Source organism: Bradyrhizobium sp. CCGB12 (assembly GCF_024199845.1).
GTDB lineage: Bacteria > Pseudomonadota > Alphaproteobacteria > Rhizobiales > Xanthobacteraceae > Bradyrhizobium.
Window position 1 is genome coordinate 6,323,529 of the sequence record NZ_JANADO010000001.1, and the last position, 22,507, is coordinate 6,346,035.

General features: G+C 64.2%; 24 protein-coding genes and 1 pseudogene. 8 read left to right on the forward strand and 17 right to left on the reverse strand.

Features of this window, described 5'->3' with window-relative positions; translation table 11 throughout:
* Positions 1–20 precede the first annotated feature (20 nt).
* Positions 21–827 (reverse strand): L,D-transpeptidase, encoded by an 807-nt coding sequence (locus NLM27_RS28950; RefSeq protein ID WP_254146520.1) that lies wholly within the window; start codon positions 825–827, stop codon positions 21–23.
* A gap of 208 nt (positions 828–1,035) precedes the next feature.
* Here NLM27_RS28950 and NLM27_RS28955 point away from each other — a divergent pair, with 208 nt between their 5' ends.
* The 5 genes from NLM27_RS28955 to NLM27_RS28975 all read left to right on the forward strand — a co-directional run bounded on the left by NLM27_RS28955 (position 1,036) and on the right by NLM27_RS28975 (position 5,192).
* Positions 1,036–2,148: an AI-2E family transporter gene (locus NLM27_RS28955; protein ID WP_254146521.1), complete on the forward strand. Its 1,113-nt coding sequence runs from the start codon at positions 1,036–1,038 to the stop codon at positions 2,146–2,148.
* 79 nt (positions 2,149–2,227) lie between these two features.
* Positions 2,228–2,599: a YqjD family protein gene (locus tag NLM27_RS28960; RefSeq protein WP_254146522.1), complete on the forward strand. Its 372-nt coding sequence runs from the start codon at positions 2,228–2,230 to the stop codon at positions 2,597–2,599.
* A gap of 94 nt (positions 2,600–2,693) precedes the next feature.
* Positions 2,694–3,149, forward strand: a complete 456-nt coding sequence (locus NLM27_RS28965) for a hypothetical protein (protein ID WP_254146523.1) — start codon at positions 2,694–2,696, stop codon at positions 3,147–3,149.
* Between the two features lie 202 nt (positions 3,150–3,351).
* Positions 3,352–4,494, forward strand: a complete 1,143-nt coding sequence (locus NLM27_RS28970) for an OpgC domain-containing protein (RefSeq protein ID WP_254148956.1) — start codon at positions 3,352–3,354, stop codon at positions 4,492–4,494.
* Between the two features lie 89 nt (positions 4,495–4,583).
* Positions 4,584–5,192 carry a TetR/AcrR family transcriptional regulator gene (locus tag NLM27_RS28975; protein WP_254148957.1) on the forward strand — a complete coding sequence of 203 codons (609 nt, stop codon included), beginning with the start codon at positions 4,584–4,586 and terminating at the stop codon, positions 5,190–5,192.
* A gap of 8 nt (positions 5,193–5,200) precedes the next feature.
* Here the strand turns inward: NLM27_RS28975 and NLM27_RS28980 are convergent, their stop codons facing one another.
* From NLM27_RS28980 to urtA, 15 genes are all read right to left on the reverse strand, one after another.
* Positions 5,201–6,850, reverse strand: a complete 1,650-nt coding sequence (locus NLM27_RS28980; RefSeq protein WP_254146524.1) for an HWE histidine kinase domain-containing protein — start codon at positions 6,848–6,850, stop codon at positions 5,201–5,203.
* 302 nt (positions 6,851–7,152) lie between these two features.
* Positions 7,153–7,776 carry an urease accessory protein UreG gene (gene ureG / locus NLM27_RS28985; protein ID WP_254146525.1) on the reverse strand — a complete coding sequence of 208 codons (624 nt, stop codon included), beginning with the start codon at positions 7,774–7,776 and terminating at the stop codon, positions 7,153–7,155.
* A gap of 159 nt (positions 7,777–7,935) precedes the next feature.
* Positions 7,936–8,664, reverse strand: coding sequence for an urease accessory protein UreF (locus NLM27_RS28990; RefSeq protein ID WP_254148958.1), 729 nt, complete (start codon positions 8,662–8,664; stop codon positions 7,936–7,938).
* The gene (locus NLM27_RS28995) at positions 8,645–9,292 is read right to left on the reverse strand and encodes an urease accessory protein UreE (protein ID WP_254146526.1); all 648 of its coding nucleotides are present in this window, start codon (positions 9,290–9,292) and stop codon (positions 8,645–8,647) included. The genes NLM27_RS28990 and NLM27_RS28995 overlap by 20 nt, the downstream gene beginning before the upstream one ends.
* Before the next feature lie 12 nt (positions 9,293–9,304).
* Entirely contained in the window at positions 9,305–9,604 is a 300-nt protein-coding gene (locus NLM27_RS29000; RefSeq protein WP_027553941.1) for a putative quinol monooxygenase, read from the reverse strand.
* 128 nt (positions 9,605–9,732) lie between these two features.
* Positions 9,733–11,448, reverse strand: a complete 1,716-nt coding sequence (gene ureC, locus NLM27_RS29005) for an urease subunit alpha (protein ID WP_254146527.1) — start codon at positions 11,446–11,448, stop codon at positions 9,733–9,735.
* 34 nt (positions 11,449–11,482) lie between these two features.
* A complete protein-coding gene (locus tag NLM27_RS29010) occupies positions 11,483–12,022 on the reverse strand; it encodes an HD domain-containing protein (RefSeq protein WP_254146528.1) in 540 nt (179 codons plus the stop codon).
* Between the two features lie 53 nt (positions 12,023–12,075).
* A complete protein-coding gene (locus NLM27_RS29015) occupies positions 12,076–12,381 on the reverse strand; it encodes an urease subunit beta (protein WP_254146529.1) in 306 nt (101 codons plus the stop codon).
* A gap of 103 nt (positions 12,382–12,484) precedes the next feature.
* Positions 12,485–12,787, reverse strand: coding sequence for an urease subunit gamma (locus tag NLM27_RS29020; protein ID WP_007605424.1), 303 nt, complete (start codon positions 12,785–12,787; stop codon positions 12,485–12,487).
* A 37-nt stretch (positions 12,788–12,824) separates the two neighbouring features.
* A complete protein-coding gene (locus tag NLM27_RS29025; protein WP_254146530.1) occupies positions 12,825–13,655 on the reverse strand; it encodes an urease accessory protein UreD in 831 nt (276 codons plus the stop codon).
* Between the two features lie 31 nt (positions 13,656–13,686).
* Positions 13,687–14,382, reverse strand: coding sequence for an urea ABC transporter ATP-binding subunit UrtE (gene urtE / locus NLM27_RS29030; RefSeq protein ID WP_254146531.1), 696 nt, complete (start codon positions 14,380–14,382; stop codon positions 13,687–13,689).
* A 103-nt stretch (positions 14,383–14,485) separates the two neighbouring features.
* Positions 14,486–15,247, reverse strand: a complete 762-nt coding sequence (urtD, locus tag NLM27_RS29035) for an urea ABC transporter ATP-binding protein UrtD (protein WP_254146532.1) — start codon at positions 15,245–15,247, stop codon at positions 14,486–14,488.
* Positions 15,248–15,252: 5 nt separating this feature from the next.
* On the reverse strand, positions 15,253–16,419 hold the full coding sequence (urtC, locus tag NLM27_RS29040) for an urea ABC transporter permease subunit UrtC (RefSeq protein WP_254146533.1): 1,167 nt from the start codon (positions 16,417–16,419) through the stop codon (positions 15,253–15,255).
* A complete protein-coding gene (gene urtB / locus NLM27_RS29045; RefSeq protein ID WP_254146534.1) occupies positions 16,416–18,023 on the reverse strand; it encodes an urea ABC transporter permease subunit UrtB in 1,608 nt (535 codons plus the stop codon). The genes urtC and urtB overlap by 4 nt, the downstream gene beginning before the upstream one ends.
* 84 nt (positions 18,024–18,107) lie before the next feature.
* On the reverse strand, positions 18,108–19,436 hold the full coding sequence (gene urtA / locus NLM27_RS29050; RefSeq protein ID WP_254146535.1) for an urea ABC transporter substrate-binding protein: 1,329 nt from the start codon (positions 19,434–19,436) through the stop codon (positions 18,108–18,110).
* 520 nt (positions 19,437–19,956) lie between these two features.
* Between urtA and NLM27_RS29055 the strand changes: the two genes are divergently transcribed.
* The 3 genes from NLM27_RS29055 to NLM27_RS29065 all read left to right on the forward strand — a co-directional run bounded on the left by NLM27_RS29055 (position 19,957) and on the right by NLM27_RS29065 (position 22,278).
* A complete protein-coding gene (locus NLM27_RS29055) occupies positions 19,957–21,486 on the forward strand; it encodes a DEAD/DEAH box helicase (RefSeq protein WP_254146536.1) in 1,530 nt (509 codons plus the stop codon).
* A 23-nt stretch (positions 21,487–21,509) separates the two neighbouring features.
* Positions 21,510–21,797 carry a translation initiation factor IF-1 gene (gene infA, locus NLM27_RS29060; protein WP_024340539.1) on the forward strand — a complete coding sequence of 96 codons (288 nt, stop codon included), beginning with the start codon at positions 21,510–21,512 and terminating at the stop codon, positions 21,795–21,797.
* Positions 21,798–22,065: 268 nt separating this feature from the next.
* Positions 22,066–22,278 (forward strand): cold-shock protein, encoded by a 213-nt coding sequence (locus tag NLM27_RS29065; protein WP_014439634.1) that lies wholly within the window; start codon positions 22,066–22,068, stop codon positions 22,276–22,278.
* A gap of 102 nt (positions 22,279–22,380) precedes the next feature.
* On the opposite strand, the pseudogene NLM27_RS44180 reads toward NLM27_RS29065, so the two are convergent.
* A pseudogene (locus NLM27_RS44180) lies at positions 22,381–22,467 on the reverse strand (pilus assembly protein); the annotation flags it as partial.
* Positions 22,468–22,507: the final 40 nt, after the last annotated feature.

Below are 22,507 nucleotides of genomic sequence, written 5' to 3' on the forward strand. Positions count from 1 at the left end.
AGACCTTCCGGGATCATGCGCTAGTTCACCGACGACGCCGCTATGTTCAGCGCCTGCCGGCCCGAGGGCAGCGTCGTCACGGCCGGCCGCTTGCGCGCGGGATCACCGCCCTTGGCCATCAGAGGCGCGTTCTTCGGCAGCACCACGACCTTGGCGCCGACATTGACGCGGCCGAACAGGTCGATGACGTCCTCGTTGGTCATGCGGATGCAGCCGGACGAGACGAACTTGCCGATGGTGCTGGGATCGTTGGTGCCGTGGATGCGGTACTCGCTCGAGCCGAGATACATCGCACGCGCGCCGAGCGGATTGCCGGGACCGCCGGCGACGAAGCGCGGCAGATAGGGCTGGCGCGCGATCATCTCGGCCGGCGGATGCCAATCCGGCCACTCCGCCTTGCGGCTGACGTTCTGCACGCCCGACCAGGTGAAGCCCTCGCGACCGACGCCGACGCCGTAGCGGATGGCGCGCCCCTGGCCGAGCACGTAGTAGAGATAGGTGTTGTTGGTATCGATCACGATGGTACCGGCCGGCTCGCTCCGGTCGAAACTGACGATCTGCTTGCGCAGACGGTCGGGCAGCTGGGCGTCCTCGTCGGCAGTTTGCGGCGCCTCGTTGACGTCGCCTTGTGAGTAGGGTCGTGGGTAGCTTTGTGGGTAGCCTTGGGCATAACCCTGGTCTTGCGGATAGGCCTGCGGCTGCATCGGCGCGAAACCGAACGTTTGCGCGCTCGCGCCACCACAGGGTACCGCGAGCAGAACGGTCGCACAGGCAAGCGCGGTGACGGCGCGCGGCGAGAAGCGGCGGACGAGAGAGAACCTTGTCATGTGCTGCCCCATTGGATGTGCATCTGGGTGATGCTGCCTTCAACAAACGCCACCGGACCTAGCCAAGTTCCACCGCAGCCTGCGGCAGCGACGTCACAGTCAAGCGAGCACCTCTTCACGAAGCCGCGATGGAACCCTCCTTCCGCTCCCGTGTTGTAGAAGCGTCAATGGGGCACGCGGATCGCAGCTTCCGTGCGGGAGAGATATTGTGCGCGTTCTTCCCAGCGAACGTCTGATTCCCGGCAACAGCGAAGGTGAACCGCTTCCCGACAGCCATAGCGAGCTGCCGCCGGTCATCCGCCGCACCGAGTTTGTCGCCTTCGCACTCGCGGGCCTGCTGCTGATTGCGATCGTCACCGTGCTCTACGTCGGGAAGGCGTTCTTCCTGCCCGTGGTGATGGCCTTCGTCACCGGCACCATGCTGTCGCCGGCGGCGAGCTTCCTCGAGCGATGCAAGGTGCCGCGCGGGCTCGGTGCCGTCCTGATCGTGATCGCCGGGACCGCGGTGGTCGCCTTCGTCGTGGCGCTGATCGCCTCGCCGGCGATGGAGTGGGGCACGCGCCTGCCGGAGCTCGGTGCGCAGTTGAAAGACAAGTTGCACGTCTTCGACCGGCCGCTGGCGCTGTGGCGCGAGCTGCAAACCATGCTCGGCGGCTCGGAAGGATTCCCCAGCATTCAGATGCCGAAGGTCGAATGGGTGCAGCCGACGCTGGAATTCCTGTCACCGACCTTCACCGAATTCCTGCTGTTCTTCGTCACCCTCATCCTGTTCATCGCAAGCTGGCGCGACCTGCGGCGGGCCATGATCATGACATTCAGCGATCGTGACGCGCGTCTGCGCACGCTTCGAATTCTCAACGAGATCGAGGTTCATCTCGGCAATTACCTCCTGACTGTCACCCTCATCAATGTCGGCGTCGGCGTTGCCACCGGCGTCATTTGTGCGATCACCGGCATGCCCAATCCGGCCGGCCTGGGGGCGCTTGCGGCAACCCTCAACTTCATCCCGATCATCGGGCCGGTCGCGATGTTTGCCGTCCTGGTCGTGGTGGGGCTCGTCGCCTTCCCGACCATCGGCGGGGGCCTGGCCGCCGCGCTCGCGTTCGGCGGCATCACTTTCCTGGAGGGTCACTTCGTCACGCCGACCATCATCGGCCGCCGCCTGGCGCTGAATGCACTCGCCGTGTTGTTGGCCCTCGCATTCTGGACCTGGATGTGGGGCCCGATGGGCGCGTTCCTGTCGTCGCCGCTCCTGATCGTCGCGCTGATCCTGAAGGAGCATCTGCTGCCGGTGAATTCGCCGCAGCTGCCGCAGGAGTGAAGCGGTTTCCACAAACGGAACTTCCCCGACGACGAAACGTTCTCCGGCTATCTCAACGGTCAACAATTCGGAGCTCCTGATGTCCACGCCCAATGCCGAAGCCGGGATGAGAGATTCGACCGACAAAGCCACGAGAGAACGCCTCGAGAAGGATGTAGCAGCCGTGAAAAGCGATATCGCCGCCCTCACCGACCAGATCACCGATGCGCTCAATACCTTCGCCAATTCCACCAGCAAGCAGGCTCGGCGCGGCTATCGCCAGGCGCGCGAGAACATGGATACCGCGATCGACGACATGTCCGAGCGCGGCAACGCGATGATGGGTGCCGCGCAAGACGCCTACGGCTCGATCGAGGAGACGCTGGAAGACGCGATCACTCAGCGGCCCCTCGCGACGGTCGGGCTGGCGCTCGGGATCGGCTTCCTGATCGGCGTCGCCTGGCGCCGGTAAGGTCAAGGAACTGATGTTTGAGACGGCGGCGCCGTCGCGCCGCCGAAGCCGGCGTGTGACGACCGGGCTTGTTGGGGACTTGAGGAGCAAGGCCATGTTTCAGCGCATCATCGACGGGATCAGTGCGTCCACCGGCACGACGGTCCGGCTGACCTCGCTGGCCGCAAGCGCCGCATTCGCGCTGTTCGTGACGACATGCTTCCTCTGTGCGGCCGCCTTCATCTCGGTGCTGGAGAAATATGGTCCGGTTCAGGCGTGCCTTGCCGGCGCCGGCATCTTCTTCCTGCTGACGCTCACTGCCGCCGGCGCCTATTGGGGCTACAAGCGCCAGGTGCAGAAGCGCGCCCAGATCGCAGCCGAGCGTGCCGCGAAGTCGGCGGCGCAAAGCATGCTCGCGGACCCCATGTTGCTCGCCACGGGCCTCCAGATTGTCCGCGCCATCGGTATCAAGCGGCTGTTGCCGATCCTGGCGATCGGCGGCGTCGCACTCGGAATCATGGCGAGCCGCGCCGGCGTTCCCGACGAGACTTCGGCCGAGCCGGCCGAGTGACCACGAGAGCTGGTTAAAGAGAGCGAGTCAGAATATTTCGTCGTAACTCCCACATACGCATCTGTCGGAATTCGACAGGGCGGCAAGACGCAACTTTGCGCCACACGGCGCGGATGTCCCCCGCCATCACGCAAACGCTACTCGGACGGGCAGGCGGTTACCGCTAAAAGCGTCGCCCCTGATTCCAAAAGTCTTTTCCGTGATGAAACCGTCCGTCAAGGCGAACCTCTCCGCATTCCAACCCGACGCCAGGCTGTATTTGACGCTCGGCATCGCCAACTGGTCGGTTTTCGTCGACCACATCCCGAACAATGTCGTCAACCTGCTGACGCTACGAAATTTCGGCTTCAGCGGCGCCGCCGACCTGTTCGTGTTCGTGGTGGGCTATGGCGTCGCCATCATCCACGGCCGGATGGCGCTGGAGCGCGGCTACCTCGTCGCGGCAACGCGCATCTTTCGTCGCGTCTGGCGGCTCTACGCTGCCTATGTCGTGCTGTTCGTGATCTATATCGACACCATCGCCTACGTCGCCTCGCAATCGATGGCGCCGGAGATCATCCACGAATACAACATCTCGGGGATTCTCGATCACCCGCTGCGGATCCTGGTCCGCGGCCTGGTGCTCCAGGAGGAGCCGCTGAACCTCGACCTGCTGCAACTGATGATCCCGCTGATGGCGTTCTTTCCGCTTGCGCTGTGGGGCCTGTTGCGGTGGCCGAACGTGACGCTTGCGGCGTCGGTCGCGCTGTATCTTGCCGCCCGTTGGTTCGACTGGAATTTCCGCGTCTATCCGGACCAGGAGTGGACCTTCAATCCGCTGTGCTGGCAGATGCTGATGGTGTTGGGCGGCTGGTTCGCCGTGACAGGCGCCCCCGGGCGGGCGCTGCGCGGTATGCCCTGGCTGCGGATCCTCGCAGGGACCTATCTCGTCTTCGCAATGGCCGTCACCTTGATGCGCCATTCGCCGGCGCTGTCCGCCTATCTGCCGAACCTGATCCTCGACGGCATCTCACCGACCGACAAGGAAAACCTCGCGCCTTATCGCGTGCTTCACTTCCTCGCGCTGGCCTTCCTCGCGACCCATCTCATTCCGGCCGATCATCCCGGCCTGCGATTGAAACCGCTTCAGGCGGTCATCAGATGCGGAGAGGAATGGCTCGCCGTGTTCTGCGTCGGCGTGTTCCTGTCCTTTGCCGGCCATCTCATCCTGATCACCGGGCCCAATCTGGTGGCGATGCAGATCGCAGTGAGCCTCGCCGGCTTCGCCGCGATGACCGCCGTCGCCTATTACATCGCCTGGTCGAAATGGCAGGACCTGCCCGCCGCCCTGCGGCAACAGGCCTAGCAGGGCGCACCTTCCGATTCCCCTAGGCCCGCTGCCGCGGCTGCGCTATGCGAAGCGGAGCGGGTTGCGCGAGGAGACCAGGCGTGGCGATGGCGAAAGGCAGGGGTGATGAGGTCCACAGCGCGCCCCGGCGCGGCCGGCCGCGGTCGATCGAGACCACCAACGCCATCCTGGAAAGCGCCTATGCGCTGATGGCTGCCACCGGCCTTGCCTCCACCACCATCGACGCCGTCGCGCGCCACTCCGACGTCTCCAAGATGACGATCTACAAATGGTGGCCATCCCGCGAGGCGCTCTTGATCGACGCCTTTCTCCACCACGCCGCGCAGATGCTGCCGCTGCCCCCGGAGAGCTCCGGCACGCCCGCGGCGCGCGCACGCCGCCATGCCGCGGCCTATGCCGAGGCGCTCCAGGGCGAGTTCGGCAAGGTGCAGCTCGCAGTGATCTCCGAATGCATTTCGAAGACCGGCTCCGCCGAGCTGTTCTACGCCCGCTATCTGCAGTTCCGCCGCGACGCGCTGGTGGAGATGATTGCCGCGGGCCAGAACGACGGCAGCATCCTGGCCGAGGGGCTCCCCGAGGATCTCTACGACGCGATCTACGGCGGCCTGTTCTATCGCTACGTCTTCGGCATCGCGCCGATCACGCCGGCCTATGCGCGCAATCTGGTCGACCTGGTGTTGCGGCCGCGGGGCTGAGGTCCCGCCTACCGCACCGGCTTCGAAAACTTCTCGGTACGATCGCGCTCGGTCATGTCGACCACCGTCTCCATCGGCGCAGTCAGCTCGTAGACATAGGAAACGTCGGTGAAGTAGCGCTTGGCGGTGCCGCCGAGCGCCTCGGGCGCGACGCGGTCGAGCAGGATCAGGCCGAAATCGGAATCGGGACGGCGCGTCGCCTCGCTGGTATTGAACTCCTCCCAGCGGAAATGGAAGACCTCGTCACCCTCCTCGCCCGTTACCGACCAGTTGGCGGTGATGTGCGGATGCTTGCCGACCAGCGACAGGCCTTCGTCGGAATGCGAGGCGAGCTCGAAGAACAGCAACGACAGGCTCTGCGCCGCCCGCGCGCTGACCGCGATGTCGGGACCGGCGACGGCGATGCGATCGGCATGCGGAATCGCGCGCGCCTCGAACAGGCCCTTCAGCTTGACCCCCTGCCACTGGCTCTCGCTGAGCAGCGAGACCACGTTGGACATGGCGTGGATGCGGCCGATCAGGAGCTCGCGCGCGACGTCCATGTCCGAGCCATGGCGCAGCGTGCGAGTTACGATCGACTGGATCACCGCCAGGATGTTCTTGACCCGGTGGTTGAGCTCATCGATGACGGCGGTCAGCCGGCGCTCGAAGCCGATTCTCACCTGGATTTCCCGGCTGAGCCGCAGATTGTTGTAGGCGACATAGCCGAACAGGCCGCACACCATTGCTGTAATCGCAAAGCCGATCGCCGCGACGATGATGGCAGTCTGCTCGGCACGACGCGCCGAGTTGGTTTTCGCGTAATAGCTGAGCTGCCAATCACGGCCACCGAAGCTCACCGTGCGCGTCGCCGACGGAGCCGGTCCGTCCGTCACCGCCATCCGCGTCGAGACCACGCCCTGGTCGTTGGCGACGAGTTCGCCACCATCCTTGCGCGGATCCCTGAGCGCGACCGAGAACAACGACATGTCGTCATTGGTCAGCATCAGCGAGGCAAGCTCGTAGGAGAACGTGACGAACCCGGCCGGCTCCGTTGCCCCCTCGGGAATGACGGGCGCGGCCACGATGACGCCGATCGGTCCGTTGCCGCTGATCAGCGGAATCGGGTCTGAGGCGATCGACCGCTTCTCGACCCGGGCACGCGTCAGCATGGCGCTGCGAACGGGATCCCGGTCGTAGCTGCGGCCTGGCAGTGCCTTGGTCTCGTTGCTGCGCGGCTCGAGATCCATCAGCACGTCGATCGGCTGGGTGACGTCGGCGGGATTGATCGGCTTGTCGTCAAAGCCGCGAATCTGAGAGTTCGGGAAGCCTGCGCCGGCAATGGCGGCCTGCGCCGCCGCGAGCTCGTTCGGTTTCAACCGGGCGACCCACCCGGCCACCACGAAATCGGTCTTGAAGGCGTAGATGGCCGAGCGCAGCGGCTCCAGCATGTTCGGCTTGATCACAGACGGCGTGCGGAACAGGCCGGAGGCAACCCGCGCCAGCAACTCCCGCTCGGTGAGCCGGTCCTGAACCAGGCTTGCGTGAACGTCGATCGCACGCGCCAGCGCAATCCGGTCCAGCGCCAGCTCCTGATCGTGGACGCGATAGGCCGCCAGCCCCGAGAGCAAGGCTCCGAGCAGAGCGATGAAGCCGATGATGAAACCCAGCCGGACCACGCGACTACTCAGGCGATAGCGGGAGGTCGGCAATAAACAAGGAGCATATGAACGCCGCTCGAACGGCCATGTGCCGAAACAGGGTGAACCCCGGTGGCGGAGATAATGGAGGAGGAGGCATCAGTACGCAACTTGGGTCGCCTGGAAAGCTTAATCCGTTCGGCCGATGGTCCGGCCGGGATGGATTTGCCCCGGGCACCGGAGGTAGTTAATCGCCGTGTCTGAAATTTGTTCCGCAGGTCGAGCCCTGCCCCAAGTGTTAACGGCGAAAAGCACCTGCGCTAAGTCGTCGCGTCCGACGGTTAACCCGCCCGTTTCAGCCCGCCTTTGGCCTCGATGAAGCCAACGATGCGGTCCAGCCCCTGGCTCTTCTTCAGGTTGGTCATGACGAAGGGCCGCTCGCCGCGCATGCGCTTGGCATCCGTCTCCATCTTTTCCAGGGAAGCGCCGACATGGGGGGCCAGGTCGATCTTGTTGATGACAAGAAGGTCTGACCGGGTGATGCCCGGGCCGCCCTTGGACGGGATCTTGTCGCCGGCGGCGACGTCGATCACATAGATGGTGAGATCGGCCAGCTCCGGGGAAAAAGTGGCGGCCAGATTGTCGCCACCGGACTCGATCAGCACGAGGTCGAGGCCGGGAAATTTCGCACGCATATCCGCGACCGCAGCGAGGTTCATCGAGGCATCCTCGCGGATCGCGGTGTGCGGGCAGCCGCCGGTCTCGACGCCGGCAATGCGATCCGACGTCAGCGAGCCCGACCGCACCAGGAATTCCGCATCCCATTTGGTGTAGATGTCATTGGTGATCGCGGCGATGTCGTAACGCTCGCGCATGGTCTTGCAGAGCAGGTCCATCAGCGCGGTCTTGCCCGATCCGACCGGACCGCCGACACCGACACGCAAGGGGCCGTGAGACGTAGCCATAGCTTCTTTCCTATCGTCGTCCTGGCGGAAGCGAGGACCCATAACCATCAATGTTCGTTGTCGCGGAAAGCCGGGGCCACAGCCGCGCATGACCACAGGCAGTTGTGGTTATGGGTCCTGGCTTTCGCCAGGACGACGGCTGAGTGTGGTGCAGCACGCTCACGACCGAAACAACCGCGTATATTGCGTCTCGTGCCGCAGGCTGGCGAGATCGGCGCGGAACGTCGCGCTGCCGAGATCGTCCAATGTCGCATTCAGCGCACGATTGGCGGTTGCGGCGACGGCGGCTTCCAGCCTCACCAGCACGCGCTGGCCGTCGGTCTGGCCGAGCGGAATGAGACGGCTGGCCGCGGAAATCCAGTTCGAGACCAGCGCATGCAGGAAAGCGTGTAGTGTGGGCGCCAGCGGCACACCATGCATCGCGGCGACCACGCCGACGGCGACCGGATAGACCAGTGGCGTGCGGCATGCGGCAACCATGGCATCCAGCCCGTCGGCATCCCATGCGGCGCGGGCGATGTCGATGAAGGCGCGGCCTTGCGATGTCGTCTCCAGCTGTCGTTCGCGCGACGCAACGAAGGCCGCCGCGAGCTCGGCAATATCGTTCAAAGCGGCGGTCTGGTCCGCTTCGGCGGCGCGATAGGCATGGACCAGGAACGTCGCGTCGCAAAAGCCAGAGCCGTCGCCGAGCATTGCGTCGAGCCAGTCGGCCAGCGTGGCGGTATCCGTGATGTCGCCTGCCTCGACCGCCCATTCGATGCCGCTGGAATAGGAGAAACCGCCGACAGGGAACGCCGGCGACAACCACGTCATCAACCGGTACAGCGCCGCCGCCTCGCGCTCCGCGAGATCACCGGCACGGACCGGCTCATTTGTGGTCATGAGCATGCTTGTGGCCATGGTGATGGTCGGGATGGTCGCAATGCTCGTCGTGGTGATGGTGGTGATCGTGACCATGGTCATGCACGGCATGGCCATGATGGTGGTGATCGTGGCCGTGATGATCATTGTGGTCGTGATGGCCGTGATCATGATGATGGCCGTGATCGTGATGCGCATGGTCGTCGTGTCCATGCGCGTGGCCGGCATCGGCATAGGCGCCGCCCTCGGGATCGAACGGCGCCTCGATCTCGATGACGCGCGCGCCGAGGCCCTTCACCATGGCCTCGATGACGTGGTCGCGGCGGATGCGCAAGGCTTTGGCCATGATCTGCGTCGGTAGGTGGCGGTTACCGAGATGCCAGCCGACGCGGATGAGATGGTGCGGATCGCGACCGCGGATCTCCAGCAGCGGTTCGGGCGCCGCCACCACCTCGACGAGCCGGCCGTCCTCCAGCACCAGCGCATCGCCGCCGCGGAGCGCGACGGCGTTTTCCAGGTCGAGCAGGAATTCGAGCCCCCGCGTGCCCGTCATCGCCATGCGGCGGCGGTGCCGATCGTCGAAATCGAGCACGACCGTATCCACCGGCGCTTCCGTAAAGCGGTGCTGCCCCTTGACCTGCGTCGCCCGGATCATGCGTTTCCCCTGTTACCGTGTCTCGACCTTCTCGGGCGTGATCACCTCGATCTTCGGCGGCGCCGTAAAACACTTCACCGCGACGCGGCCGAACGTCTTCATATGCTCCATGGCACGATGCGGCACCAGCGCCTCGGCGTTCTCCCACTGCTCGACGAACACCATCTTGCTGGGATCGGTGACGCTCTCATGCAGATCATAGGCGATGTTGCCGGGCTCCTTTCGGGTCTCCTTGATGCAGGCGGTGGCGGCTGCAATGAATTCGGCGCGCGTCTCGGGCTTGATGGTCAAGGTGGCAACGACGTAGATCACGAGAAATCCTCCCGGCTTTTCTTCTAAAGGTACGATACCGGGCCGGACATTAGACCAGGCGGGATCGAACGCAAAACCGGAAAAGCCGGCCCCGACCCGCGCCTGAGACATGCGTTGAGGCGCTATTTTCAGTACATGAAATATCGCTGCGCCATCGGTAACACCTCGGCGGGGGCGCAGGTGAGCAGCTCGCCGTCGGCGCGCACCTCATAGGTCTCCGGGTCGACCTCGATATTGGGCGTGGCGTCGTTGTGGACCATGCTCTTCTTCGAGATCTTGCCGCGGGTGTTCTGGACGGCATAGAGCTTCTTCTCGATGCCGAGTTTTCGCGCCAGACCTCCGGTGACCGCGGCCTTCGAGGTGAAGACGACGGAGGACGCCGTGCGCGCCTTGCCGAACGCACCGAACATTGGCTGGTAGTGGACCGGCTGCGGCGTCGGGATCGAGGCGTTGGGATCGCCCATGGGCGCGGCAACGATGGTGCCGCCCTTGACGATACAGTCCGGCTTGACGCCAAAGAAGGCCGGCGACCACAGCACGAGATCGGCCAGCTTGCCCTTCTCCACCGAGCCGATCAGCTTCGACACGCCATGGGCGATCGCAGGATTGATGGTGTATTTGGCGATATAGCGCTTGACGCGGAAATTGTCGTTGTCCTTGCCCTTGTCCTGGGCTAGCTGCCCGCGCTGCTTCTTCATCTTGTCGGCGGTCTGCCAGGTCCGGATGATGACCTCGCCGAGCCGGCCCATGGCCTGGGAATCCGAGGACATCATCGAGAGCGCGCCGAGGTCGTGCAGGATGTCTTCGGCTGCGATGGTCTCCTTGCGGATGCGGCTCTCGGCGAACGCGAGGTCTTCGGCGATCGAGGGATCGAGGTGGTGGCACACCATCAGCATGTCGAGATGCTCGTCGATGGTGTTGCGCGTGAAGGGGCGCGTCGGATTGGTCGAGGACGGCAGCACGTTCTTCAGGCCGGCGACCTTGACGATGTCAGGGGCGTGACCGCCGCCGGCGCCTTCGGTGTGGAAGGCGTGGATGGTGCGGCCCTTGAACGCCTTGATCGTGTCCTCGACGAAGCCGGACTCGTTCAGCGTGTCGGAATGCAGCATGACCTGGACGTCGTGATCGTCGGCCACCGACAGGCAGTTGTCGATCGCGGCCGGCGTGGTGCCCCAGTCCTCGTGCAGCTTCAGCGCGCAGGCGCCGCCCTTGATCATCTCGACCAGCGCGGCCGGGCGCGATGCGTTGCCCTTGCCGGAGATGCCGAGATTGACGGGGAAGGCATCGAACGACTGGATCATCCGCCCCATGTGCCACGGCCCCGGCGTGCAGGTGGTGGCGAAGGTGCCGTGCGAGGGACCGGTGCCGCCCCCTAACATGGAGGTGACGCCGCTCATCAGCGCATGCTCGATCTGCTGCGGGCAGATGAAGTGGATGTGGCTGTCGAATCCGCCGGCGGTGAGGATCTTGCCTTCACCCGCGATCACGTCGGTGCCGGGGCCGATGATGATGGTGACGCCCGGCTGGATGTCGGGATTGCCAGCCTTGCCGATCGCGGAAATCATCCCGTCCTTGATGGCGACGTCGGCCTTCACGATGCCCCAATGGTCGACGATCAGCGCATTGGTGATGACGGTGTCGGCCGCGCCCTGCTTGTTGGTGACCTGCGACTGCCCCATGCCGTCGCGGATCACCTTGCCACCGCCGAACTTCACCTCCTCGCCATAGGTGGTGAAATCCTTCTCGACCTCGATGATCAGGTCGGTGTCGGCGAGCCGCACCCTGTCGCCGGTGGTCGGGCCGAACATGGCGGCATAGACGGAACGCTTCATCTTGACGGACATCACAAGCCCCGTTTGCGTTTGAATTTCTGGTCGGTCACAGCAAGGCCTTCGCTGCTTTCACGGCATCATCGAATTTCTCGTCGAGCCACGCATTGCCGCCGCGGCAGCCCGCAACGACCTGCGTCGCCCATCCGATGTAATCGGCGAGATCGTCGCGCTCCTCGGCAGTCGGATCGGTTTGAATGCGCGCCGCTGTATTGCTGATCTTGTCGGCGATCTTGATCAGCTTCGCGCCCGCGGATTTTTTCGGTGCGTCCATCACCTGCCGGCGCCGCCGCTCGGCCTTGGGCAGGCTCATGTCATCGGTGCACTCGGCGACGAGGGCAGCGACGCGCGCGGAAAACCTCTGCGCCAGCTCCTCGCGCGTGGTGTCGGTGTCCTCGATCGTATCGTGCAGCCAGCCGGCCGCAATGAGCTCGGCGTCGGCACCATCGGTCGCGGTCGCGAGCAGGCTCGCGACCTCGGCGAGATGATTGATATAGGGCTCCTGGCCTCGCCCCTTGCGCGCCATGCCGTTATGGCGGAGCGCGGCGAGTTCGGCAGCTTCGGAGATGAGACGGACGGGTGAGGGCATGGCAAAACCTCCGTTTTCGCCTCAACCGTGCCGGGCCATGCTCGTTCCTGTGCTCACAGCTTCCCCATGACGTCGCCACGGAAACCGTAGATGGTCTTCTTGCCCGCCAAGGCGACGAGCTGGACGTCGCGGGTCTGGCCGGGTTCGAAGCGGACGGCGGTGCCGGCGGCGATGTCGAGCCGCATGCCGCGGGCGCGTCTGCGATCGAACTTCAAGGCCGGATTGGTCTCGAAGAAATGGTAGTGCGAGCCGACCTGGATCGGGCGATCGCCGGTGTTGGCCACCGTCAGCGTCACGGTCTTGCGGCCGGCATTGAGCTCGATCTCGCCGTCCTGGATGAAGAGTTCGCCGGGGATCATACTGCTCTCCTGTCATTCCGGGGCTCGCGCAGCGAGAACCCGGAATCTCGAAATAAAATCTCTGGATTCCGGGTTCGCCCGTCGGGCGCCCCGGAATGACGAGCTACCTGATCGGCTCGTGCACGGTGACGAGCTTGGTGCCATCAGGAAAGGTTGCCTCGACCTGGATGTCGTGGATCATCTCGGGAATGCCCGGCATCACCTGGTCGCGGGTGAGCACCTGCGCGCCGGATTGCATCAGCTCGGCGACGGTGCGGCCGTCGCGCGCGCCCTCGAGGATGAAATCGGAGATGATCGCGATGGCCTCGGGATGGTTGAGCTTGACGCCGCGATCCAGCCGGCGGCGGGCCACGATCGCCGCCATCGAGATCAGAAGCTTGTCCTTTTCGCGGGGAGACAGGTTCATGCGACATCTCTTCCGTTCAACACGTCAATTCAACCGGTCAATTCAACCAGAGCCGCGGCAGGGCCGCACCGGTCCGCGCCAGCACCGCCATCATGTCGGCGCGCAAGCGCGCCGCATCTTGGGCACAGAACCGTGCCATTGCAAAGCCATTCCAGGCTGATATCCCGACCTCGCCGGCGAACGATTCCGAGGCCTCGCGAACGCGCTCGACCAGGGTCTCGTCACCGGGCACGATCAGGGCCGTGCCAATCGCAGCGCCATCCTTGGCCACCGCGGATCGCGCGAGCTTGGCGGCGATATTGCCGTCCAGCCTGACGGTCTCGGCGAACACCAGCCTGCCGCCACGCCGCAGCCGCCAGCGGTCGACGAACTCGCATTGCTTCATTCGCTCGCCCATGGCGGTGCGGCCGAACACGACGATCTCACAAAGCAGGAGCGAGGCCGTCTCGTCGAGCGCGATGTCGAAGCGGCGGTGAACCCGGGCGCGATCGAACAGGATCGTCTCCTGAGGCAGCCAGGACAGATGCGCGCCCGCGGCGACCTCTAGGGCAATCCCGAGCTGCGCCGCCGCCCCGGGCGCGCGATAGACCTTCTCGGCCGCCGCCGTGGTCAATGTCAGGCGCGAGCGCTCGCCCGCTGCGATCTCGATATCGAAATTGTCTCCGCCGGCAACGCCGCCTGCCGTGTTGACGAACACGCCGGAGAGCCCATCGCCTTCGGGCGAGGGAAAGCGTACGCGCAAGGAGCCCGACTCGTGCAAGGCCCCGCGCCGCGTCACGCCGTCGCGCGCGTGGACGTCGAAGCGCACCGCGCCGCGGGCGCGGTTGGCTTCGAACACCGAAGATATCGCTGAAACGTCGCTGCGCATCCGCCTCCCCAGCCGGTCGCGGCAGAATGGCCTACAGCGCCATCTGGCGGCTGATTTCGCTCGGGTCGAGATTGGAACGGTCGCAGGTGAACTTCACCGCGCCGCGATCCATCACGGCAAAACTGTCGCCGAGTTCACAGGCAAAGTCGAGATATTGTTCGACCAGCACGATGGCGATGTTACCGAGGTTGCGCAGGTAAGAGATGGCCCGACCGATGTCCTTGATAATCGAGGGCTGGATGCCCTCGGTCGGCTCGTCGAGCAGGAGCAGCTTCGGCCGCATCACCAGTGCGCGCCCGATCGCGAGCTGCTGCTGCTGGCCGCCGGAGAGGTCGCCGCCGCGACGACCCAGCATGGATTGCAGCACCGGAAACAGCGAGAACACGTCGTCCGGAATATGCCTGTCCTCGCGCTTGAGGGGGCCGAAGCCGGTCTTGAGGTTCTCCTCGACCGTCAGCAACGGAAATATCTCGCGGCCCTGCGGCACGAAGCCGATGCCCTTGCGCGCCCGCTCGTAGGGCTTCAGGCCGGTGATGTCGTTGCCGTCGAGCACGATCGCGCCCGAGGAGATCGGATATTGGCCGACCATGGCGCGGAGCAGCGAGGTCTTGCCGACGCCGTTGCGCCCGAGCACGCAGGTGACCTTGCCGGGCTCGGCGGCGATCGAGACGCCGCGCAGCGCTTGGGCAGCACCATAGTAGAGATTGATATCTTTCACATCCAGCATCTTCGGTGCCTCTTGGCGAGTAGCGAGTGGCGAGTAGCGAATGGAGATGACAGAGTCACCTTTCCCTATTCGCTACTCTCTATTCGCCGTTCGCGCTTCCCAGCTATCTACCCAAATACACTTCAATGACCCGCTCGTTGGACGAGACCTGGTCGATAGTGCCCTCCGCAAGCACGGTGCCTTCGTGCAGGCAGGTGACCTTGACGCCGAGCTCGCGCACGAACGTCATGTCGTGTTCGACCACCATCACGGTGTGGGTCTTGTTGATCTCTTTCAGCAGCTCGGCGGTGAGATGCGTCTCGACGTCGGTCATCCCTGCGACGGGCTCATCCACAAGCAGCAGTTTTGGGTCCTGCGCCAGCAGCATGCCGATCTCGAGCCACTGCTTCTGGCCGTGGCTGAGGCTGCCGGCAAGACGGTTGCGAGCGTCGGTGAGGCGGATCGTCTCCAGCACCTTGTCGATGCGCTCAGACTCCGCCTTGCTGCCGCGCCAGAACAGCGTGCCGCGGACCGAGTGATCGACATTGAGCGCGAGCAGGAGGTTGTCCTGCACGGTCTGGCTCTCGAACACGGTCGGCTTCTGGAATTTGCGGCCGATGCCGAGCTCGGCGATGCGGGTTTCGTCGAGTCGCGTCAGATCAGTGACGCCGTCGAACAGCACGGTGCCATCGTCCGGCTTGGTCTTGCCGGTGATGATATCCATCATCGTGGTCTTGCCGGCGCCGTTCGGGCCGATGATGGCGCGCATCTCGCCGGGCTCGAGCGTCAGCGACAGGTTGTTGATGGCGTGGAAGCCGTCGAACGAGACGTGCACGCCGTCGAGATAGAGCATTGCGGACGTCGCGCGGGTATCCATGACGTTCATGACCGCTACTCCGCCATCTTCGGTTCGGTGATGCCGTCTTCGGCCGCGGCGCTCACTGAGGTCGCGGCGCGCTTTTCCTTCGACTGATCCCACCAGGCATTGAAAGTGCCGACGATTCCCTTCGGCAGTAGCAGCGTCACCAGGATGAACAGTGCGCCGAGCATGAACAGCCAGTACGGCGCGAGCATGCCCGAGGTGAAGAACGTCTTGGCGTAGTTGACCACGACAGCGCCGAGCGCGGCGCCGACCAGCGTGCCGCGGCCGCCGACCGCGACCCAGATCACGGCCTCGATCGAATTTCCCGGCGCGAATTCGGATGGGTTGATGATGCCGACCTGCGGCACGTAGAGCGCGCCCGCGACGCCGGCCATGCACGCCGACAGCGTGAACACGAACAGCTTGTAGGATTCGACGCGGTAACCGAGGAACCGGCTGCGCGATTCCGCGTCGCGGATCGCGATCAGCACCTTGCCGAGCTTGGAGGACACCACGGAGCGGCAGATCAGGAAGCTCGCGATCAGCGCCAGGCAACTTAGCGCGAACAGCGCCGCGCGGGTTCCTTCCGCCTGGACGTTGAAGCCCAAAATGTCCTTGAAATCGGTCAGGCCGTTGTTGCCGCCAAAGCCAAAATCGTTACGGAAGAAGGCGAGCAGCAGGGCATAGGTCATCGCCTGCGTGATGATCGACAGGTACACGCCGGTGACGCGGGAGCGGAAGGCGAGCCAGCCGAAGCAGAACGCGAGCAGCCCCGGCACGACCAGCACCATCAGGGCCGCGAACCAGAACATGTCGAAGCCGTACCAGTACCAGGGCAGCTTCGAATAGTTCAGGAACACCATGAAGTCGGGCAGGATCGGATTGCCGTAGACGCCGCGGGTGCCGATCTGCCGCATCAGGTACATGCCCATGGCGTAGCCGCCGAGCGCGAAGAACGCGCCGTGACCGAGCGAGAGGATGCCGCAATAGCCCCAGATCAAATCGATCGAAAGCGCCAGGATGGCGTAGCAGACATATTTGCCCCAGAGCGCGACGAGATAGGTCGGCACTTGCAGGAACGAACCCGCGGGCAACAGCAGATTGGAGAGCGGGATGAGGATGCCGCAGGCCGCGACGACGGCAAGGAAGATCGTCGCGCCGCGGTCCAGCGATCGCGTCAGCATGTGAGGGGTCATGCTTCCACCGCACGGCCCTTGAGCGCGAACAGGCCGCGCGGCCGCTTTTGAATGAACAGGATGATGAGAACCAGGATGGCGATCTTGCCGAGCACGGCGCCGGCGACCGGCTCCAGGAACTTGTTGGCGATGCCGAGCGTAAAGGCGCCAACGAGAGTGCCCCAAAGGTTGCCCACACCGCCGAACACCACGACCATGAAGCTGTCGATGATGTAGCTCTGGCCGAGATTGGGGCTGACATTGTCGATCTGCGACAGCGCGACGCCGGCGATGCCGGCAATGCCCGAACCGAGTCCGAAGGTCAGCGCATCGACGCGCGAAGTGGCGATGCCCATCGAGGCTGCCATGCGGCGGTTCTGCGTCACCGCACGCATCTCGAGGCCCAGCGCGGTGTAGCGCAGCATTGCGAGCAGGATCGCGAACAATGCGAGCGTGAAGCAGAGAATCCAGAGCCGGTTGTAGGTGATGGTGATCTGGCCGAGCTCGAAGGCGCCGCTCATCCAGGAGGGGTTGCCGACCTCGCGGTTGGTCGGGCCGAACATGGTGCGCACCGCCTGTTGCAACACCAGCGACAGGCCCCAGGTCGCGAGCAGCGTCTCCAGCGGACGGCCGTAGAGGAAGCGGATGATGCTGCGCTCGATCAGCACGCCGATGGCGCCGGCGACGAGGAAGGCGAGCGGCACGGCAATCAGGAGCGAATAGTCGAACAGGCCGGGATAGCGGGTGCGTATCACCTCCTGCACCACGAAGGTGGTGTAGGCCCCGATCATCACCATCTCGCCATGGGCCATGTTGATGACGCCCATCACGCCGAAGGTGATGGCGAGCCCGATCGCGGCGAGCAGCAACACCGAGCCGAGCGAGAGGCCGTACCAGGCATTCTGCACGGTGGACCAGACCGCAAGCGAGCTCTGGATCGAGCTGATCGCGCTCGCGGCCGCCTTGGTCACCGAGGCCGGCTGGTCGCCCATGCCGGTGAGCAGCGCCAGCGCCTCCTGATCGCCGCGCGCCTTGAGCGTGGCGACCGCCTCCAGCTTCTCGACCTCGGTTGCGTCCGACTTGAACAGCAGGATCGCCGCGCGGGCCTCGCCGAGCGCGGACTTGACGGATCTGTTGCTTTCCTTGGTGAGCGCGGCATCGACCGCCTCGAGCGCGGTCTCCTCATGCGACTTGAAGACTGACTGCGCGGCCTGGAGGCGCGTCGACAGATCGGGCGATTGGAGAGTTAGGCTGCCGAGCGCGGCGTCCACGCTGCGACGCAGGCGGTTGTTGAGGCGGACCGCGCTGGCGCTGTCGGGAACGCTGGCCACGGGCTGTCCGGTCGCAGCATCGATCGACTTGCCGTCAGCGCCGATGACATAAACCTTCTTGCTATCGAGGTCAGCCATGAGACGGCCGTCCTGGAGCGCGCTGATGATCGGGAAGGCCAGGGGATTGCCGCTGCCCGCAACCGCGCCGATCGCCTCTTCCGTATCGGAAAAATCGTCATTGGCGAACTTGGCGACCGCATCCTCGAACGGACCGGCGAAAGCCGGCAGCGCGAACGCGATCAGGAACAACGAGAGGACAAACGAACGGAGACGGGCGGACAAATGGGCTGGCACTGTGATTGATCCCGGCAGAAATGGGTGGAGAAGGCGGCGGGATCGCCGCCCTCTCCGATCGTGCAATGGAGCGTCAGATCGGGGTCAGGAGCCCGAACCGAGGCACTTGTCGGTCTTGGTGTTGAAGTTGCCGCACTTCTTGCCGACCCAGTCGCCGATCAGGTCCTTGGAACCGTCGAGCTCCTTCGACCAGGCATCGCCCGCGACGAGGCCCGGGGTCTTCCAGACCACGTCGAACTGGCCGTTGCCCTTGATCTCGCCGATGAACACCGGCTTGGTGATGTGGTGGTTCGGCAGCATCTTCGACACGCCGCCGGTCAGGTTCGGCGCCTCGATGCCGGGGAGCGCATCGATCACCTTGTCCGGATCGGTCGACTTCACCTTCTCGACCGCCTTAACCCACATGTTGAAGCCGATCACATGCGCTTCCATCGGGTCGTTGGTCACGCGCTTCGGATTCTTGGTGTAGGCCTGCCAGTCCTTGATGAACTTCTCGTTCGAGCCGTCCTTGGTCTTGATCGACTCGAAGTAGTTCCAGGCGGCGAGATGACCGACCAGCGGCTTGGTATCGATGCCGGCGAGCTCTTCCTCACCCACCGAGAACGCGACCACCGGGATGTCCTTGGCCTTGATGCCCTGGTTGCCGAGCTCCTTGTAGAAGGGAACGTTGGCGTCGCCGTTGATGGTCGAGACCACCGCGGTCTTCTTGCCGGCCGAGCCGAACTTCTTGATGTCGGCCACGATCGTCTGCCAGTCGGAATGACCGAACGGCGTGTAGTTGATCATGATGTCTTCCTGGGCGACACCCTTGGACTTCAGATAGGCTTCCAGGATCTTGTTGGTGGTGCGCGGATAGACGTAGTCGGTGCCCGCGAGCACCCAGCGCTTCACCTTCTCTTCCTTCATCAGATAGTCGACGGCGGGGATCGCCTGCTGGTTCGGCGCAGCACCCGTGTAGAACACGTTGCGCTCGCTCTCCTCGCCCTCGTACTGCACGGGGTAGAACAGGATGTTGTTCAGCTCCTTGAAGACCGGGAGCACCGACTTGCGCGACACCGAGGTCCAGCAGCCGAACACGACCGAGACCTTGTCCTTGGTGATCAGCTCGCGCGCCTTCTCGGCGAACAGCGGCCAGTTCGAAGCGGGGTCGACGACGACGGCCTCGAGCTTCTTGCCGAGCACGCCGCCCTTCTTGTTCTGCTCGTCGATCAGGAAGAGGATGGTGTCCTTCAGCGTGGTTTCGCTGATGGCCATGGTGCCCGACAGGGAGTGAAGCACGCCGACCTTGATGGTGTCGTCCGCAGCCTTGGCGCCGGTCAATGAAGCCAGACCGAACATCAGTCCGGCGGTCGCGGCGAGCACGCCGCGGCGGCTAAATGACGCCGCTCTATCGCGAGTAGATTTGCTAAGCATGAGTGTATCATCTCCCTGACGCAGACGTGAAAACGCTGCGAAACGGCCCCACGGCCGCCTGCGATTAACGGATTCGCAAGAACCATGCCATGGACTGATCATCGATCAAGCCATTGATTTAACTTGTAAAATTGACGCGATTCCAAGTTTCGCCGCAGTTCATCCGCCTAAAACCTGAGCAAAGGAAATGGATGCGAAAGCGGCAGGCAGTCTATTTTATGTGCATCACGCCGATTCTGGCTAAATTTCCGGCATAACTATTTCTGCACTGCAACTGCCGTTTGAGGCACGCTTGCCTTGAAAGCGCCCCGGCAATGTTCCATATGAGTGGCTGAGACCTCTTGCGAATCAAGGGGTCGTAGCGAGCCGCGTGTTCTTAAGCCCCTACGGGCCTCTGGCTTGCCCCATATCTCCCAAGCCATCCGACACCCCAAGCACGCAGGTGTCTTCTCGACACCCTTTTGCGCGCGCCGCGCCTTATGCGCCGGGCGCCCGCTTTTGACATGGAAAGAACCCTCTTTTGACTTCGTTTCAGGACTTCGGCCTCGCCGAACCCATCGCACGCGCTCTTCGCGAAGAGAATTACGTCACCCCCACCCCGATCCAGGCCCAGACCATCCCGCTGGCGCTGACAGGCCGCGACGTCGTCGGCATCGCCCAGACCGGCACCGGCAAGACCGCGTCCTTCGCGCTGCCGATCCTGCATCGCCTGCTCGAGAGCCGCATCAAGCCCCAGCCCAAGACCGCCCGCGTCCTGGTGCTGTCGCCCACCCGCGAGCTGTCCGGTCAGATCCTCGACAGCTTCAATGCCTATGGCCGCCACATCCGCCTGTCCTCGACACTCGCCATCGGCGGCGTGCCGATGGGCCGCCAGGTCCGCTCGCTGATGCAGGGCGTTGAGGTTCTGGTCGCCACGCCCGGCCGCCTGCTCGACCTCGTGCAGAGCAACGGGCTGAAGCTCTCGAGCGTCGAATTCCTTGTGCTCGACGAGGCCGACCGCATGCTCGACATGGGCTTCATCAACGACATCCGCAAAATCGTCGCCAAGCTGCCGATCAAGCGGCAGACGCTGTTCTTCTCGGCCACCATGCCGAAGGACATCGCCGAGCTCGCGGATTCGATGCTGCGCGACCCCGCCCGCGTCGCGGTGACCCCGGTCTCCTCGACCGCCGAGCGGATCAACCAGCGCATCATCCAGGTCGATTTCTCGGCCAAGCCCGCCTTCCTGACCAAGCTCCTGAAGGACGAGCCGATCAACCGGGCGCTGGTGTTCACCCGTACCAAGCACGGTGCCGACAAGGTCGTGAAGACACTTGAGAAGGCCGGCATCGCCGCCAGCGCCATCCACGGCAACAAGTCGCAGAACCATCGCGAGCGCACGCTCGCCCAGTTCCGCTCCGGTGAAATCCGCACCCTGGTTGCCACCGACATCGCCGCCCGCGGCATCGACGTCGACGGCATCAGCCACGTCATCAATTTCGACCTGCCCAACGTGCCAGAGACCTATGTGCACCGCATCGGCCGCACCGCGCGCGCCGGCGCCGACGGCACCGCGATCTCGCTGGTCGCAGGCGGCGAGGAACTCAGCTATCTCCGCGACATCGAGCGATTGATCAAGGTGGCGCTGCCGCGCGAAGATCTCCGCACCGACGCCGGCCGCCGCGATGCGGGCCCGCCCCCGCAGCAGCAGCGACAGGGCCGCCCGGCCCAGCGTCCGCAGGGCGCCCGGCACGGTGACGGACGGCGTGCCGACGAACGGCATTCGGACGGCCGTCACCACAGCGCCGGCAAGCATGGCAAACAAGCCGACGGACGCCCCGGTGAAGGCCGGCATGGCGATGCGCGGCATGTGGACGGAAGGCCCGGCAACGCCTCGAAGGGTTCTCGTCGCCGCCGCTCCGGTGGTAAGGTGCATTCTTCGCCGACCGACCGTCCGGACCAGCGTTCCGCGCATGGCGCCGGGGGACCTGATGGGATACAAGGCGTTGCCTTTTTGCGCCGTGAGAGTCGGCCGAACGGCCAACCGAACCGCAAACCCTATTCGCACTAGCCGTCCACGACCTGGAGAAATTCATGGCTAAGGAAGAGCTGATCCAGTTCGAAGGACTGGTCACCGAAATCCTCCCCGACGCACGCTACCGCGTGCAGCTCGACGCCGGACACGAGATCGTTGCCTACACTGCCGGCAAGATGAAGAAGAACCGCATCAAGACGCTCGCGGGTGACCGCGTGACGGTGGAGATGTCGCCCTATGACCTCGAGAAGGGCCGGCTGATTTTCCGCCACAAGGACGAACGTCCCAGCACGGCGGGTGGACCTCCGCGGCCCGGACAACGCGGCGGCCAGTTCCGCCGCCGCTAGGCGGCTCTCGGCGCGCGAGCGCCGAAGTAAAATTCTGATCTGCATGCTGATCCGCCGTGGGCATCACGGCGGATCAAAAAATCGTGCACCTCAGGATTGTTTTGAGGGCCCATTTCCAATAAAATGAATTAATCGATTTTCGGCCGGACGACATTAGCATCCACCGGTACAGCCGGTTCAGACACGCTGACGACCCTTCCAAAAATTCGATCTAACCTGCCTGCGCAAGCGGGCTCTTACATTGTGTGATCTGAGAAGGGACTACCCCATGAGCATGGGAACCGTGAAGTGGTTTAACGCGACCAAGGGCTTCGGCTTCATCCAGCCCGACGATGGCGGCCAGGACGTGTTCGTTCACATCAGCGCCGTTGAGCGCGCGGGCCTCGGCTCGCTGCGCGAAGGCCAGAAGATCTCCTACGAGATCGTGGCCGACCGCCGCTCCGGCAAGTCGGCAGCAGACAACCTCCGCGCCGCCGGCTGAAGCCGCCGGGCCCATCGCCCGGACCGGCTCGAGCGAGCCAATGAGTCAAAAAGGCCGTGCGCAGCGCACGGCCTTTTTCATGTCCGAAGCAAGCGGCTGGGCTCAGTAGGTCGTGCAGGCCGTGGCCGGGCTGTAATAGACGCAGGTGGACTGGCGCGGACGGGTATAGGCGACGTCGCTCGGCGTGATCGCGCGGCCGGTCGATCCTGCTAGGATGTCTTGGCTAGTT

Coding starts and splice junctions, on each gene's coding strand:
- NLM27_RS28950 (WP_254146520.1), bottom strand. CDS start 827: ATGACAAGGTTCTCTCTCGTCCGCCGCTTCTCGCCGCGCGCCGTCACC.
- NLM27_RS28960 (WP_254146522.1), top strand. CDS start 2,228: ATGTCCACGCCCAATGCCGAAGCCGGGATGAGAGATTCGACCGACAAA.
- NLM27_RS28965 (WP_254146523.1), top strand. CDS start 2,694: ATGTTTCAGCGCATCATCGACGGGATCAGTGCGTCCACCGGCACGACG.
- NLM27_RS28970 (WP_254148956.1), top strand. CDS start 3,352: ATGAAACCGTCCGTCAAGGCGAACCTCTCCGCATTCCAACCCGACGCC.
- NLM27_RS28975 (WP_254148957.1), top strand. CDS start 4,584: ATGGCGAAAGGCAGGGGTGATGAGGTCCACAGCGCGCCCCGGCGCGGC.
- ureG (WP_254146525.1), bottom strand. CDS start 7,776: ATGGCTACGTCTCACGGCCCCTTGCGTGTCGGTGTCGGCGGTCCGGTC.
- NLM27_RS28990 (WP_254148958.1), bottom strand. CDS start 8,664: ATGCTCATGACCACAAATGAGCCGGTCCGTGCCGGTGATCTCGCGGAG.
- NLM27_RS28995 (WP_254146526.1), bottom strand. CDS start 9,292: ATGATCCGGGCGACGCAGGTCAAGGGGCAGCACCGCTTTACGGAAGCG.
- ureC (WP_254146527.1), bottom strand. CDS start 11,448: ATGTCCGTCAAGATGAAGCGTTCCGTCTATGCCGCCATGTTCGGCCCG.
- NLM27_RS29010 (WP_254146528.1), bottom strand. CDS start 12,022: ATGCCCTCACCCGTCCGTCTCATCTCCGAAGCTGCCGAACTCGCCGCG.
- NLM27_RS29015 (WP_254146529.1), bottom strand. CDS start 12,381: ATGATCCCCGGCGAACTCTTCATCCAGGACGGCGAGATCGAGCTCAAT.
- NLM27_RS29020 (WP_007605424.1), bottom strand. CDS start 12,787: ATGAACCTGTCTCCCCGCGAAAAGGACAAGCTTCTGATCTCGATGGCG.
- NLM27_RS29025 (WP_254146530.1), bottom strand. CDS start 13,655: ATGCGCAGCGACGTTTCAGCGATATCTTCGGTGTTCGAAGCCAACCGC.
- urtE (WP_254146531.1), bottom strand. CDS start 14,382: ATGCTGGATGTGAAAGATATCAATCTCTACTATGGTGCTGCCCAAGCG.
- urtD (WP_254146532.1), bottom strand. CDS start 15,247: ATGAACGTCATGGATACCCGCGCGACGTCCGCAATGCTCTATCTCGAC.
- urtC (WP_254146533.1), bottom strand. CDS start 16,419: ATGACCCCTCACATGCTGACGCGATCGCTGGACCGCGGCGCGACGATC.
- urtA (WP_254146535.1), bottom strand. CDS start 19,436: ATGCTTAGCAAATCTACTCGCGATAGAGCGGCGTCATTTAGCCGCCGC.
- infA (WP_024340539.1), top strand. CDS start 21,510: ATGGCTAAGGAAGAGCTGATCCAGTTCGAAGGACTGGTCACCGAAATC.
- NLM27_RS29065 (WP_014439634.1), top strand. CDS start 22,066: ATGAGCATGGGAACCGTGAAGTGGTTTAACGCGACCAAGGGCTTCGGC.